Below are 14,330 nucleotides of genomic sequence, written 5' to 3'. Positions count from 1 at the left end.
TCGATCCCGAAACCGGGGTAACCCATCGTGACCAGAGGTGTCCTGCTCTTCGGAGCGGAGAGCAGTGCGGCGGAAGACGTCGTCGACGCTGCCCGCGACTTGGGGGTGTCCGTCCACCTGGCCACCCACCCGGAGGTGTACGACCGCTACACCGACGCCCTGAAGAAGAAACTCGCCGGCACGGTCTTCACCGACTTCCGCTCCCCGTGGACGGCTCTCGAGGAGCTGGAGCTCTACTGCACCACCCACGGCATCTGCGGGGTGCTCGTCGGCTGGGAGTTCCTCTCTCCGCTGGCCACACGACTCGCTTCGCGGCTGGGACTGCCCGGCCACGACGCGGATCGGGCCGACGCGGTACGTAACAAGCGGGACATGGCGGACCTGTTCGGCAAGTACGCCGTACCCAGCCCTTGGTGCATCGCAGCGACGTCGCTCGATGCCGCGGTCGCGGGCATCAGCGCCGGCCGGATCGCCTTCCCGCTGGTGGTCAAACCGGCGGAGAACGCGGGGTCGGTGGGCGTCGCGGTCATCGATTCCCTGGACGAGCTGCCGGAAGCGTTCAAGCGGGCACAGCGGTGGTCGCACGAGTTTCCCTACGGCATCGCGCTCGACACGACGGTGCTGGTCCAGGAGTACCTCGACGGACCGGAGTTCAGCATCGAGACCGTGGCGTTCGAGGGCGCCTTCGACCATCTGGCGATCACCCAGAAGTTCACCACCGGCGGAGGGATCTGCGAGGAGACCGGACACACGGTGCCGGCCCAGCTCGACTCCGCGGCGCAGACCTCGATCCTCGACGTCGTCGAACAGGGGCTGACCGCTCTCGGTGTGCGCAACGGCGTCGCGCACACCGAGCTCAAGGTGACCCCGGCCGGCCCCCGGATCATCGAGGTCGGGGCGCGCCCGCCGGGCGGACACATCATGAAGGTCGTCGAGCACGCGACCGGCGTCAGCGAGGCGCGCGGTTACGTCCAGGCCGCCATCGGCCTGCGGCCGGACACCCGCCCGCTGCGGACCGGTGCCGCCGCCATCCGCTTCATCAGCACCGCGAAGCACGGAGTGTTCAGCGGCCTGAGCGGCGCCCACTCCGTCAGGGGAGTCGTCGCCCTGCAGTCCTACGCGGCGCCCGGCGACCGGATCGGCAACGACTACGAGAGGTTCACGCGCATCGGGCACGTGATCGTCAGGGCGAGCTCGTCCGCTGAGGCCAACCAGCTCGCCGACGACGTGGTCGCTGGAATTTCCGTCGATCTGGAGAACTGAACATGTCACGCATCGCCTTCCTGCGCTCCATCGAGGTCCAGCAGGCAGACCCCTATCTGAACGAGCTGCGGGACCGGCTCGCACGTGACGCGATCCACGTGAAGATCTACTACACCGACGGGCACTGCGGTCCCGGCGACTTCCCCGGCGAATCGGAGAAGGTGGACCCCGCCATATCCCCCGGGGCGCTGGTCGACACACTCCTGAAGTGGCGCCCCGACGCGGTGATCTCCCTGTCCATCCCGGACGAGAACGCTCTGCGCGACGCCGTCGTCAAGCGGGAGCTCGCCCGGCACGACATCCCGATGATCATGCACGATCTGGAAACCGTGAACCTCCTGTCCAACAAGTGGGAGACCAAGCAGCTCGTCGCCGCGCACGGACTGACCACTCCGCCGGCGATCCTCACCGACGGGGACCTGCTCAACGACCGCAACCTGGTGGTCCCCGCCTACCGGGACGTCGTCCTGCACCGGGCCCGGGCACTGGGCTTCCCGCTGATCACCAAGCCGCTGTGGGACTGCCTGGGCAACGGCATGCAGGTGCTGCGCGACGCGGCGGACCTCCGCGCGTACCTGGACCGCCCCTACGACGGCAATCTCATGCTGGAACGATTCGTCACCGGCGAACTGTGTTCCGTGGAGATCGTCGGAGCCCCGGGGCGCTACGTGGTCCAGCCCATGCTCTGGATGGGCCCCGCGGGCGACGGGCCGGCGGCGACCTTCGGCCGACTGCGGTACGTGGCACCGCGCGAGGAGGCGGACCAGGCGTTCCGGCCGGTCGCCGCCTCGCTCGTGCGGCTGTGCGAGACGCTGGGGATCACCGGGGCGATCGATCTCGACATGATCTACGTCGACGGTGAGTACCACGTCCTGGAGATCAACCCGCGCGTATCCGGCGCCACCACGCTGTCGATCGCCGGATCCGGGCTCAACACCTACGACTGCCTGATCTCGATGGCACACGGCGACTGGCCCTCCTCCCTCCCTGCGGACCCGGGAGCCATCCGCAGGATGGCGCTGCAGTTCCCGGTGCGGGCCCTCACCGAGGCGCTCAAGCGCGACATCGCGGCGAACCTCTGCCTGGTCCGCGCGATCGACTACCACATCGGCGATGCCGTCCTGCCGAACATCGTGATCACCAGTGAACTCGGCGAGGCACACCGGCTCCCGGCCACCTTGAAGGCGCTGGACGCCGAGCACGACTTCATCGAACCCGCCGTGCTCGACCAGATCATCTCCGTGGTGCACCGCGAGCGTCCGCGCGCCGCGACGCCGGCAGCCGTCTGACCTCACCCCGGCCGCCCGCCGGGTCCTATCCGACCAACAGGAGTCTCAGCGTGCGTAACACCGTGCTCGTCATCGGATCCGGCTACCAGGAGTTCCGACAGTACGTACTCGAGGGGCTGGCACACCACTGCGACGTGCTGCTCCTCAACCGCGGCGAGGTGGACTGGCAGCGTCCGTTCGTCACCGACCACCGCGTCGCCGACCTCGACGACCCCGAGGCCGTGGGCGCGGCCGTCCGTGACCTCGTGCGCGGACGCACCGTGACGGGCGTCCTCACCTGGGAGGAGAAGCTCGTCGTGCTCGCCGCCACGGTCGGCGCCGAACTGGGTGTGCCCACCATGCCCGTCGAGGCGGCACGAGCCTGCCGGGACAAGGCCGTGCAGCGGACCGTCTTCGCCGCCCAGAACGTGCCGTCCGCCAGGTTCCGGTTGGTTTCCACCGCCGAGGACGCTCTCCGGGCGGCATCGGAGCTCGGTTACCCCGTGGTCGTCAAGCCCCGCGCCCAGGCGGCCAGTATCGGGGTGCAGGTGGTGCGTTCCGAGGCCGATCTGCACGCCGCGGTCATGCTGGCCCAGGACTCGGAGTTCAGCTCGGTCGTCGACCGGCAGGTACTGATCGAGGAGTTCCTGGTCGGCGAGGAGATCAGCGTCGACAGCTGGGTGCTCGACGGTGAGGTGCACCCGTACGTCACCGCACTCAAGCGGACCGGCTACCCGCCCTTCTTCGAGGAGGTCGGGCATGTCGCCGGTCCGGTGCTGGATCCGGCGACCCAGCGCGCTGTGCGGGACGTGGTGGAACGGGCCAATCTGGCGCTCGGCGTGGACCGGTCCGTGACCCACACCGAGCTCATGCTCACCGCCGACGGCCCCAAGGTCATCGAGGTGAACGGCCGGCTCGGCGGTGAACTGATCCCGTACCTCGCGGAGCTGTCGGCGCCGGGCCTGTCCGCGGGCGAGATCGCCGCCTCCGTGGCCTGCGGTACCGCACCGCGATCCGTGCAGCCCACCGACCAGCTGGTGGGCATCCAGTTCCTCTACCCCCCGCGGGACCTGGTGCTGGAAGGCATCAGCGTGGCGGGGGAGCTCGCCGACTCCGCGTGGCTGCGCACCGTCCGGCAGGTACGGGAACCGGGCGCACAGCTTCGGCTGCCGCCCCGTGAGTTCCTGGGCCGGGCCGGCTTCGGGATCGTGACGGGCGAGGACGTGCCGACCGTGGACCGACGGCTGGCCCAGGTGGCGGCCCAGGTCACGGTCAGCGGCCGGCCGCTCCGATGACCACGACGCCGACCGGTACCGCCATCCTCGACAAGGGACAACTGGTGAAGCTGACAGAGAGACTCGGCCTCGGCTGGCGTCTGCACGGCGACGGAAGCGCCCCCCTGCCGGGGGCGGCGGTCATGCCCGACGAACGGCTGTCCTGGCCCCGCACCCTGGGCTTCGGAGCTCAGCACGTGGTGGCGATGTTCGGTGCGACCTTCGTCTTCCCGGTGGTCATGGGTCTGGACCCGAACCTGGCCATCCTGATGTCGGGGGTCGCCACGATCATCTTCCTGCTCGTCGTCCAGGGCAGAATTCCCAGCTACCTCGGCACGAGCGCGTCCTTCGTCGGCGCCGTCGCGGCCATCAAGGCGTCCGGAGGCAGCACTGCCACCGTCACCGGTGCCATCCTGGTCGCCGGCTTGGTGCTTGCTCTCGTCGGCGTGCTGGTCCATCTCGCCGGGCCCGCGGCGGTCAACCGCGTGTTCCCGCCCGTGGTCAGCGGCGCGGTGGTCCTGCTCATCGGACTCAACCTGGCTCCGGTGGTGGCCGAGATCTACTGGCCGCAGGACCAGTGGGTGGCGTTGACGACCATGACCGTGGTCATCGCGGCAGGAGTGCTCCTGCGCGGCTTCTGGAGCAGGCTGGCCGTGTTCATCGGCCTGGTCCTGGGCTTCGCCCTGTCCTGGGTACTGGACAGGCTGTCCGGCCCGATCACCTCCGCGGGGCCTTCGGGGAAGATCACCGAGCACTTCCGGGTGGACCTCGCGGGTGTCTCCTCCGCCGAATGGTTCGGTCTCCCCACCCTGACCGCACCGACCTTCACCACCTCCGCGATCCTGCTCGTCCTGCCCGGGGTGATAGCGCTCGTCGCGGAGAACACCGGGCATGTCAAAGCGGTCGGTGAGATGACGGGGGCCGACCTCGATCGCAGCCTGGGCAGAGCGATCTTCGCGGACGGACTGGCCACCGCTGTCGCCTCCTCCGTGGGGGGCGCGCCTACGACGACCTATGCCGAGAACATCGGAGTGATGGCGGCCACCCGGGTGTACTCGACCGCCGCCTACTGGATGGCCGCGGTCACGGCTCTCCTGTTCGGACTGTGCCCCAAGTTCGGCGCACTCATCGCCGCGACCCCGGGCGGAGTACTCGGCGGGATCACCGTCGTGCTCTACGGCATGATCGGACTGCTCGGCGTCAAGATCTGGATCAAGGCAGGCGTGGACTTCGCTGTCCCGGCCAACCTCGTCCCCATCTCGGCGGGCCTGATCGTCGGTATCGGCGGGGTGTCGATCAGCGTGACCGACGACTTCTCCGTCAGCGGCATCGCACTCGGCACGGTGGTGACCGTGGTCGGTTATCACGCGATGGCGCTGGCTCTAAGCACTGACCCTGTTCGTCCGGCGGGCGCCCTGGCCGCACCGCCGCCGTGCGCGACCGCGACCACCGAGCCGGCCCGCGCCAAGGACACGGTCTCCGCGTGACCCGTGGCAAGGCGCCGCGCCCGGGGGAATTCTCATGAGTCGCCCTTCTCCCTCCTGGCCAGGGAGTACCCGAGTTGGAAGCGCGTCTCCACGCCGAACTCCTCCTTCAGCTTCGCCAGATGCGAGGCGTACGCGCGGGTGCTCAATCCGATCCGCTTGGCTATCTGGCTGTCGCTGTCTCCGTCGATGAGGCACCGGATGATGGTCTCGCGCAACGCGGAGCTGATCTCCATGGACTCCTGCGGGGTGCGGGATCCCACGAACACCTTGGCCCGCAGCCAATTCCGGTCGAAGAGATCCGACAGGAACCGCACGATGGCGAGGTCACGGATGACAACCGCGCGATCCCTGCCCGCATCCGCGGGGATGAAGGCGATGCGCCGGTCCGCGATGACGAGCCGGTCGAAGAATTCGTCCAACGTCCTCACCTCCGCACCGAGTTCGGTCACCTCCGAGACGTAATCCCGCGTCGGGCGGTCATGCCATGCTGTGTGCTGATACAGCGTACGTACGGATACTCCCCGGTCGAGCAGGGAGACCGTCTCCGCCCGTATCGCCGACAGGGTGGCCTTCGCGCGGCCACCGCCCGGCTGTGCGGTGAGGAGTTCCTCGCCGCACTGGTTCACGGTGTTGCTGATGAAGGAACTGATCACCGCCTTCCCCTCCAGGTGGACGATCGGCTCACCGGAATGCGCAACGGTGGATTCCCGGGCAACAGCGATAAGCGGACTGAGGAATTCCGAAAGGTCGGCGGCCTGCTCCAGCAGAAGCAGGGCCTTCGAACGCAGCGCGGCACCCATGCGCGCTTCGACGATCTGGGGATCCACCACACTGAGCTGCTTGGGGCTCAGTCCGGACTGAGCCACCAGCCCCGAGGCGATGAGTTCCCGCGCCACCGCTCCATCGCTTTCCTCCGCCGTTCCGGAGCCCGGTGATTCATCCCTTTCCGCCCCTGCCTGCTGTAGCAATCCGATGTACATCGAACGAGCTTCGTCGCTCAGAGCGATGGGTTCCGTGTCCGCCGCAGTGGTCAGGGAGGGGTGGTGCACGCTTACTCCTCATCGGACGAATGTCGTGAATTCGCAGGTCCAGGACTGGGCCTAAATCCCGAATCATGAACAATAGGCATGCGGCTGGTGTCGGCGGTAGTGGGATTCTCGCAGGTCACCGCCTGGGACCGGCTTCCGATCACGGCACTGGACCCTGCGGGCGTCAAGACCCAGCCCGTTCCGGCCCGCCCGTCCTGCGGCGACGGGGGCCGAAAACGACAGTCGCGGCGTACCGGCAAGTAGCCTCGACATTCCAACGAGTTCGAGAACGGGAGATCAAGGCTGTGCGCAGCGCGAGTGTGACACCTGGCGGTGACCGGATGCGGTGGGTCGAGTTGCCGGGCGCGGACCCCTCCCGCGTCTACGTCCACGGGCTCGGCGCCACATCACCCGCCTACTTCACCGAGAGTGCGGTCCACCCCCTGCTGGCGGGGCGCCGTTCACTGCTGATCGACATGCTCGGCTTCGGGATCAGCGATCGCCCGGACGGTTTCGATTACACCCTGGAGGCGCATGCCGACGCGCTCGCCGCGGCGATGGCGGCCGCCGGCGTGGCAGGGGCCGAGGTGATCGCGCACAGCATGGGTGGCTCGGTGGCCATCGTCCTGGCCGCACGGCACCCGCGTCTGGTTTCCCGACTCGTCCTGATCGACGCCAATCTCGACCCGGTCCTCCCCGCTCCCGGTCCGGGGAGCGCGGGAATTGCCGGATTCACGGAGGCGGAGTTCCTGGCGGGTGGCTGGACGGAGGTATGCGACGCCGTCGGCGCCCATTGGTGGTCCACGATGCGACTGGCAGGACTGGAGGCGCTGCACCGCAGCGCCGTTCACCTGGCGCGCGGGACTGTTCCGTCCCTGCGCACACTGCTTGCCGAATTGGAGATTCCGCGTACGTATGTGTTGCCCGAAAGCAGCGGTCCGCTAGCCGGTGCCGAGCTGCTCCAGGCGGCGGGCGTGGCGGTGGTGCCGATACCCGACTGCGGGCACAACATCATGCTGGACAACCCGGAGGCGTTCGTCCGCGCCACCGCGACCGCACTCGCGGGGTAACCGGGGCAGAGGCGGACCCGAACTGCGGACATCTCTTCGAGCACGCCATGGGCGCCCCCCCCGCGTACCTGTCGCGTCCCGTCGCCCCCGGCGGACGCCTCGGCTCCAGGACAAGCCGGCGACTCGCCCAGGTGTTCACGTGGGGCGGAATCCGGACCCATGAACAGGGGTGGGCGTGACTACCATCCCCTGTGACCGAAACGACCGAGCCGCCCGTCCACCGCCCCCGGATATTCGCCGACCTCACCCCCCTGCGGGTCTCACCCGACTACCGCCGGCTCTGGTTCGGGAACACCGTGTCCTGGATCGGGCAGGGGATGACGGCCCTCGCCGTGTCGCTCCAGGTCTACGACATCACCGGGTCCGCGTTCTCCGTGGGGCTCATCGGGTTCTGTTCGCTCGTGCCGCTCGTCGTGTTCGGGCTCTACGGCGGGGCCGTCGCCGACACCGTCGACCGGCGCAAGCTCGGCCTGTTCAGTGCCGCGGGATCGTTCCTCCTGGCCCTCGTCCTGATGGCGGCCACCTTCGTGGGGATCGAGCACGTCGGCCTGCTGTACGCGATCGTCGCCCTTCAGGCCGTCTGCTTCGCGCTCAACGCCCCGGCCCGCTCCTCGATGATCGCCCGGCTGCTGCCGCCCGAACAGCTGCCCGCCGCCAACGCGTTGGGCTCCATGACCACGACGACGGGTGCGCTCGTCGGGCCGATGCTGGGCGGGCTGATCGTCGGCTGGTGGGGATACCGCGCCGCGTACACCGTCGACGCCGTCACCTTCACCGCCTCCCTCTACGCGATGTGGCGGCTGCCCTCGATGCTGCCCGACCGGAGCGAGGCGGACGGCTCCGGCAAGGCGGCGAAGCGGGCCTCCGTACTGGACGGGCTGCGGTTCCTCGGCACCCGGCCCAACCTGCGGATGACCTTCTTCACCGACCTGTGCGCCATGGTGCTCGCCCACCCCCGGGCGCTGTTCCCGGTCGTCGCCGTTCTCTGGTACGGAGGTGACGCCCGCACCACCGGACTGCTCGTCGCCGCTCCGGCCTTCGGGGCGCTCCTCGGCGGAGTGTTCTCCGGCTGGCTCGGCCGCATCCGGCTGCACGGCCTCGCCGTCCTGCTCGCCGTCGCCGGCTGGGGCGCCGCCATCGCCGTCTTCGGGCTCACCCGCCACCTCTGGCTCGGGCTGCTCTTCCTGGCGCTCGCCGGGTGCGCCGACACCATATCCATGGTCTTCCGCAACACCATGCTCCAGGCGGCCGTCCCCGACGACATGCGGGGCCGGCTCCAGGGCGTCTTCATCGTCGTCGTCGCGGGCGGGCCCCGCCTCGGCGACTTCCTGGCCGGTTCGGTCGCCGACCTCACCTCGCCCGCCGTGGCCGTCGTCGGCGGAGGCGCCGCCTGTGTGGTCGCGGTCTCGCTGCTGGCCCTGAAGTGGCGCGGCTTCGCCCGCTACGACGCCCGGGACCCGCAGCCGTAGCCGCCCTACGTGACGATCGAGCGGGCGATCCCCAACTCCACCAGATCCTGTGGGCGCAGGCGGAGCTGGTCGGCCGTGGCGCCCGTCTCCTGCGGCGGCCGCTTGAGGATCGCCGCCGCCAGTTCGGGGGCGATGACGGAGAAGTAACTGTCCGCCGTGACGTGGGTGTTGCCCGGCGCCGCGAGGGCCAGCGCGCCGCCCGAGCCGCCCTCGCCGATCACCAGTGTCGTCACCGGGACCCGGGCCGCCGCGATCGCCGCGAAGGTGTCCGCGATGGCCGCGCCCGCGCCCGCCCGTTCCGCCTCGGCGTCGTTGGCGGCGCCCGGGGTGTCGACCAGGGTGAGGACGGGGACGCCGAGCCGGTCCGCGAGCCGGATCGTGCGGGCCGCCGCGCGGTACCCGGCCGGGCGGGTCGGGGTCCCGCACTGGGCGACGTACGCGACCGGCTGCCCGTCCGCGCGCAGCCCGAAGCCGCTCAGCAGTCCCGGGTCGCTGCCGCCGCACCGGTCCCCGTGGAGGGGGAGCCGTACGGCGAAGTAGTCGGCCAGATACGCCTCCGCGCGCGGCCGCCCCGCAGCCCGGGCCCGCTCCACCGCCTCCCGGCCGGTCTCCGGCAGCCCGGCGGCCGACGCCCCCTGGGCGTGGGGGAGCGGGGCGGCGGTGGACCCGCCCGCAGCGGCGTCCGACCCGTCCACGGCGCCGGTCACCTCGTGCGTGCCCGCAGCGCCGGTCGCCTCGTGCGTGCCCACAGCAGCCGCCCCATGCCCCCCGAGCGCCCCCGCCGCACCCGACCCCAGCGCCCGCAGCCACAGGCCCACCGTGCCCGGCAGCTCCCCGGCCGGGACCACCGCGTCCACCTGGCCCGCCGCGAACTGGCCCTCGGCGCTGTACGCGTACGGGTCCGCGTCCGGCGGTCGCACCCGGGACCCGGCGAACCCGACCTGGGCGCCCGGCAGGGCCAGCACCACATCCGCGCCCGCCCCCACCGTGGCCCAGCCGCCGCCGGTCGTGGGGTCGCGGACCACCGCGATCTGCGGGAGCCCCGCCGCCCGCAGCCGGGCGGAAGCGGCTGCCACCCGCTGGAGCTGGGTGAGCGCGACCATGCCCTCCTGCATCCGGCTGCCACCCGTGGCGACGAGCGCGACCAGCGGGAGGCGCCGGGTCAGGGCCAGTCCGTACGCGGCCTCCAGGCGGTCACCCGTCAGCTGACCCAACGAGCCGCCCAGGAAGCCGAATTCGAAGGAGAGCAGCACGCACTCCCGCTCGCCCACGACCCCGGTCCCGTACACCACGGACTCGTCCTCGCCCGTGCGTTCCGCCGCCCGCTCCCGCGCCGCGTCGTACCCCGCCCAGCCGAGCGGGCCGTCCTGCGGCAGGGTACGCGGCGGCGGGCGGTGCTCGGTGAAGCCTGCCGCGCCGGTGAGCAGGGCGATCGTCTCCCGGGCCGTCATCCGGGCCGAAGGCTCAGCGGACATGGAGCGACCTCTTCATGATCTTGCCCAGGTCGTTACGGGGCAGTGCGTCCAGGTAGTGCACCGTGCGCGGGCGCTTGTGCGGAGCCAGCTGGGCCGCCACATGGTCCGCCAACTCTTCAGCCGGGGGAGGAGAGTCGGGGTTCGCCGCGACCACCCACGCCACGACCCGCTCACCGAGGTCCGGGTCCGGCTCGCCGGTCACGGCCGCTTCCCGGACGCCGGGGTGGGCGAGGAGCACGTTCTCGATCTCGCCCGCACCGATCTTGTAGCCGCCGCTCTTGATCAGGTCGGTGGCCTTGCGCCCGACGATGGTCACGTATCCGTCCTCGTCCACCGTGCCGACATCGCCCGTACGGAACCAGCCGTCCGCCGTGTGCGCGGCGGCCGTGGCGTCGGGCCGGTTCAGGTAGCCGGTGAACAGGTTCGGGCCCCGGACCTGGATCTCGCCGATCGCCTCCGGCTCCTCCAGCACCGTGCCGTCCTCCTCCGCCAGACGCAGCTCGACCCCGGCGAGCGGCGGGCCGACCGTCCCCGGGCGCGGCACGCCGTCCGCCCGGATCCCCGTGTTCATCAGGGTCTCCGTCATCCCGTACCGCTCGATCACGCGCCGCCCGGTCGCCGCCGCGATGCGTTCGTGGTCGTGCACGGGGAGCGCCGCCGAACCGGAGACCAGCAGCCGCGCCCCCGCGAGCGCCCCGGCCAGCGCGTCCCGCTCCACGCCGCCCGCCGGCGCGTCCCGCTCCGCCTCGCCCGCCGGGGCGTCCAGCACTTCGGCCAGCCGGTGGTACATCGTCGGTACGCCGAACAGCATCGTGCCCCCGGACCCCAGCTCACGGGCCACGCCCTCGGGGGAGAACCTCCCCAGGTGGCGCAGGGAGCCGCCGCGGCGCAACGGGCCGAGGACGCCCAGGATCAGGCCGTGGACGTGGAACAGCGGCAGCGCGTGGACCAGGACGTCGTCGCCGGTCCACCCCCAGGCGTCCGCCAGTGCGTCCAGGGAGGCGGCGATGGCCCTGCGGGGCAGGACGGCCCCCTTGGGCGGGCCGGTGGTGCCGGAGGTGTAGACGATCAGGGCGGGGGCCTCGGCTGCGCCCTCGCGCACCTCGTACCCCTCCGGGGCCTGAGTCTCCGTCCGCGCGTCGACCGTCACCCGTCGCAGCTTCTCCAGCGCGGGCGGCAACACCTCGTCGGGGCCCGCCAGTACGGCCGTGGGCTCGCTGTCCGCCAGGATGTGCGCCAACTCGCGTTCGCCGGTACGGGGGTTGAGCGGCACGGCCGGCACCCCGGCCCGCACCGCCGCCACCACCGCGATCGCCGTCTCCGGCGTCGGGGTGGCCCAGACGGCGACCCGGCCCGCGTCCGCGATCCGGGCGGCGAGGGCTGCGGATGCGTCGGCCAGCCGGCCGTAGGTCAGGGAGAGATCACCGAAGCGGACGGCCTCCCGGGAGGCTGCCGGGCCGGTGGGGGACTGGAGCGCGGGAAGAAGGAGGGTCACGCCGGGAAGCCTAGGGCTTGGGGGCGGGCCCCGCCGGACCCCGTCTGCCGATGAGGGCAGCGTCACCATCGGAAGCCCCCTACCGCAGGGGGTGCCGGACCGCACCGGGTGGGCGACAGGGCGCTCCCTCAGCCGATATCGCCGCAAGCTGGGACAATCGCGGTATGGATCGGCTGGACAGGGAAATCCTCAGCATTCTCCAGGAGGACGCCCGGATCTCGTACCGGGATCTGGGCGTACGGGTGGGGCTCAGCGCCAACGCGGCCGGCGACCGGGTCCGGCGCATGCGCCGGGACGGGGTGATCCGCGGCTTCACCGTCATCGTGGACCCGGCCGCCGACACCCGTTCGGGCCTGGTCGTCTTCATCGATGTGACGCTGCGGCTCGACACGACGAACGAGGAGTTCGAGCGCTCGGTGCTGATGCTGCCCGGGATCACGGAGGTGGTGCACGTGACGGGCGGCCACGACTACCTGATCCGCGCCACGGCGGCCGACCCGGTGGCGCTGGACACCCTGCTGCGCCGGCTGAAGCGGGAGGCGGGCGTCGCCCACTCCACCACCCGCATCGCCCTGCGGGCTGCCCCGAAGCACTGACCGCGACGGCTCGGCGCGTCACAGCGGCGGCCCGGCGCCGGCCGCGCGTGCCCCCAACGGAACGGCTCGGCGCGGCACCGACCGCGCGGCCCTCACCGGATCGGTTCGCCGCCGCACCGACCGCCCGGTCCTCACCGGATCGGGTCGCCGCCGCACCGACCGCCCGGCCCGCCGACCGTGCGGGCCCCCACCGGTTCAGATCGCCTCAGCGCCTGACCGCGCGGGCCCATCCGGCCCCCACCCGATCAGATCGGCGCCTGCCAGGTCACCGTCGTCGACTGGCCGCCCTCCTCCTCGCGCCCGTCGTCGGTCACCACCAGCCGCACCGCGCTCCGCCCGTCCGGCGACCGGACCGTCGCGTCCACCTCCACCTCGATGGCCGAGACGCCGGGCCTGCGGTGCGCGGCGGCCAGGGCCCCGCGCAACGCGGTCAGCAGCTCCCGCCCCACCTCCTCGCCCACCAGCGCGTCCACCGCCCCCGTGAAGTGCACCGACGGCGGAAAGCCCAGCAGCGCCGACGCGCCCCCGGTCTCCCGCAGCACCCGGCCGCGGAACGTGCTCGGGGCTTCGGCGGGCGGCTGCTGGAGGGCGAAGATCGCGGTGCGGACCTCCTGGATGGTGGAGTCCAGCTCGTCCACGGCCCGGCCGATCAGCTCGCCGGGCCCCTCCTCCGCAGGGTCGCCGGGCCCTTCCTCCGCAGGGTCACCGGGCCCCTCCTCCGCAGGGTCGCCGGGCCCTTCCTCCGCAGGGTCGCCGGGCCTCTCGCCCGTGGTCCGCCGACGCGTCGACTCCAGCATCATCTCGGTGGCGAAGAGCCGCTGGACCACCAGATCGTGCAGGTCGCGGGCGATCCGGTCGCGGTCCTCGTACACCGCGAGCTGCTCCCGGTCCGCCCGCGCGTCGGCCATCACCAGCGCCAGGGCGGCCTGCGAGGCGAACTGGGTCGCCAGCAGCCGGTCGACCGCCGTGTACGGGGGTGCGCCGCGCCGCCGGGGCAGCGCGAGGGTACCGATGAGCCGACCGCCGCTCTGCAACGGCAACATCATGCTGGGCCCGAACCGGGACCGTACGTCGGTGGTCATCCGGGGGTCGGTGGCGGAGTCGTCGATGAAGACCGGTTCGCCGCCGAGCAGATGGACCAGGACGGGGGAGCCGGGCGCGATGGTCGTGCCGACGAGACCCGCCGGGTCGTCGAGCGTGGAGGCGGTCACGATCTCCATCCCGCCCTCCTCGGTCGGCTGGAGGATCACCCCGGCCGAGGCGCCGGCCAGCACCCGGGCGCTCTCGGCCACGGTCATCAGGGCGTCGGCCGCGTCGCTGCCGGTGAGCAGGGCCGTGGTGACCGCGGCCACGCCCTCGATCCACCGCTCGCGCTGCCGGGCGCTCTCGTAGAGCCGGGCGTTGCCGATCGCGATGCCGGCCTGGGAGGCGAGGACGTGCAGCAGCGCGCGGTCCGTTTCGGTGAAGGCGCCGGTGCTCTTCTCCGCCAGGCACAGGTGGCCGAAGAGCTCGGTGTGCACCTGGATCGGAGCGATGAGGAAGGGCCGCGCGAGCGGCCCGCCCGCCGCCCCGCCGCCCTCGGGCAGGAGCCCCGCGCCGCCGCCCGCGGGCGGGAGCCCCGCGCCACGCTCCGGGAGGAGGTGATCGATGCGCTCCCGCTCCGCCGGGGTCATCCCGGTGGTGTGGAGCGCCTCGGTCCGGTCCTGGTCGGGCTCCAGCACGCCGAGCGCGCCGTAGCGGGCCCCGGTCAGGGCGGTCGCGGTGTCGACGATCTGCTGGAGGGTGGCCCGCAGCCCGAGGTCGCTGCCGATGCTGAGGACGGCCTCCAGCAGGATCGGCAGCCGGTCCACGGGCGACAAGCCCTCGGGCGGGTCCGGCGGATCGTGACCGGGTCCGCCGGACACG

General features: G+C 71.8%; 11 protein-coding genes. 7 read left to right on the top strand and 4 right to left on the bottom strand.

What is annotated here, in order from left to right; genetic code table 11:
• The first annotated feature begins 27 nt into the window (after positions 1-27).
• The 4 genes from ACIQAK_RS02980 to ACIQAK_RS02965 all read left to right on the top strand — a co-directional run bounded on the left by ACIQAK_RS02980 (position 28) and on the right by ACIQAK_RS02965 (position 5,292).
• Positions 28-1,263 carry an ATP-grasp domain-containing protein gene (locus ACIQAK_RS02980; protein WP_366388070.1) on the top strand — a complete coding sequence of 412 codons (1,236 nt, stop codon included), beginning with the start codon at positions 28-30 and terminating at the stop codon, positions 1,261-1,263.
• Between the two features lie 2 nt (positions 1,264-1,265).
• Positions 1,266-2,552, top strand: a complete 1,287-nt coding sequence (locus ACIQAK_RS02975; protein WP_366388071.1) for an ATP-grasp domain-containing protein — start codon at positions 1,266-1,268, stop codon at positions 2,550-2,552.
• 50 nt (positions 2,553-2,602) lie between these two features.
• Positions 2,603-3,826 carry an ATP-grasp domain-containing protein gene (locus ACIQAK_RS02970; protein ID WP_366388072.1) on the top strand — a complete coding sequence of 408 codons (1,224 nt, stop codon included), beginning with the start codon at positions 2,603-2,605 and terminating at the stop codon, positions 3,824-3,826.
• Between the two features lie 122 nt (positions 3,827-3,948).
• Positions 3,949-5,292 carry a solute carrier family 23 protein gene (locus tag ACIQAK_RS02965; RefSeq protein ID WP_366388600.1) on the top strand — a complete coding sequence of 448 codons (1,344 nt, stop codon included), beginning with the start codon at positions 3,949-3,951 and terminating at the stop codon, positions 5,290-5,292.
• A gap of 32 nt (positions 5,293-5,324) precedes the next feature.
• On the opposite strand, the gene ACIQAK_RS02960 is transcribed toward ACIQAK_RS02965, so the two are convergent.
• Positions 5,325-6,341 (bottom strand): LuxR family transcriptional regulator, encoded by a 1,017-nt coding sequence (locus ACIQAK_RS02960; RefSeq protein ID WP_366388073.1) that lies wholly within the window; start codon positions 6,339-6,341, stop codon positions 5,325-5,327.
• 284 nt (positions 6,342-6,625) lie between these two features.
• On the opposite strand from ACIQAK_RS02960, the gene ACIQAK_RS02955 reads away from it, so the two are divergent.
• Positions 6,626-7,390, top strand: coding sequence for an alpha/beta hydrolase (locus ACIQAK_RS02955; protein WP_366388074.1), 765 nt, complete (start codon positions 6,626-6,628; stop codon positions 7,388-7,390).
• A gap of 191 nt (positions 7,391-7,581) precedes the next feature.
• Positions 7,582-8,859 (top strand): MFS transporter, encoded by a 1,278-nt coding sequence (locus ACIQAK_RS02950; protein ID WP_366388075.1) that lies wholly within the window; start codon positions 7,582-7,584, stop codon positions 8,857-8,859.
• Positions 8,860-8,864: 5 nt separating this feature from the next.
• On the opposite strand, the gene ACIQAK_RS02945 is transcribed toward ACIQAK_RS02950, so the two are convergent.
• A complete protein-coding gene (locus tag ACIQAK_RS02945; protein WP_366388076.1) occupies positions 8,865-10,334 on the bottom strand; it encodes a carboxyl transferase domain-containing protein in 1,470 nt (489 codons plus the stop codon).
• Positions 10,324-11,829, bottom strand: a complete 1,506-nt coding sequence (locus tag ACIQAK_RS02940; protein WP_366388077.1) for an AMP-binding protein — start codon at positions 11,827-11,829, stop codon at positions 10,324-10,326. The genes ACIQAK_RS02945 and ACIQAK_RS02940 overlap by 11 nt, the downstream gene beginning before the upstream one ends.
• Before the next feature lie 164 nt (positions 11,830-11,993).
• On the opposite strand from ACIQAK_RS02940, the gene ACIQAK_RS02935 reads away from it, so the two are divergent.
• Positions 11,994-12,425, top strand: coding sequence for an Lrp/AsnC family transcriptional regulator (locus tag ACIQAK_RS02935; protein ID WP_366388078.1), 432 nt, complete (start codon positions 11,994-11,996; stop codon positions 12,423-12,425).
• Between the two features lie 245 nt (positions 12,426-12,670).
• On the opposite strand, the gene ACIQAK_RS02930 is transcribed toward ACIQAK_RS02935, so the two are convergent.
• Positions 12,671-14,284, bottom strand: a complete 1,614-nt coding sequence (locus ACIQAK_RS02930; protein ID WP_366388601.1) for a GAF domain-containing protein — start codon at positions 14,282-14,284, stop codon at positions 12,671-12,673.
• Between the last annotated feature and the right edge of the window lie 46 nt (positions 14,285-14,330).

The sequence above is a fragment of the Streptomyces sp. NPDC088706 genome (assembly GCF_044752765.1).
Taxonomy (GTDB): Bacteria; Actinomycetota; Actinomycetes; order Streptomycetales; family Streptomycetaceae; genus Streptomyces.
Note: the sequence above shows the minus strand (reverse complement) of the source record. Positions and strands in the feature narration are given on the sequence as shown.

What these genes read in the sequence shown, in the direction of transcription:
- ACIQAK_RS02975 (WP_366388071.1), top strand. Translation starts at nt 1,266, where the DNA reads ATGTCACGCATCGCCTTCCTGCGCTCCATCGAGGTCCAGCAGGCAGAC.
- ACIQAK_RS02965 (WP_366388600.1), top strand. Translation starts at nt 3,949, where the DNA reads ATGCCCGACGAACGGCTGTCCTGGCCCCGCACCCTGGGCTTCGGAGCT.
- ACIQAK_RS02945 (WP_366388076.1), bottom strand. Translation starts at nt 10,334, where the DNA reads ATGTCCGCTGAGCCTTCGGCCCGGATGACGGCCCGGGAGACGATCGCC.
- ACIQAK_RS02935 (WP_366388078.1), top strand. Translation starts at nt 11,994, where the DNA reads ATGGATCGGCTGGACAGGGAAATCCTCAGCATTCTCCAGGAGGACGCC.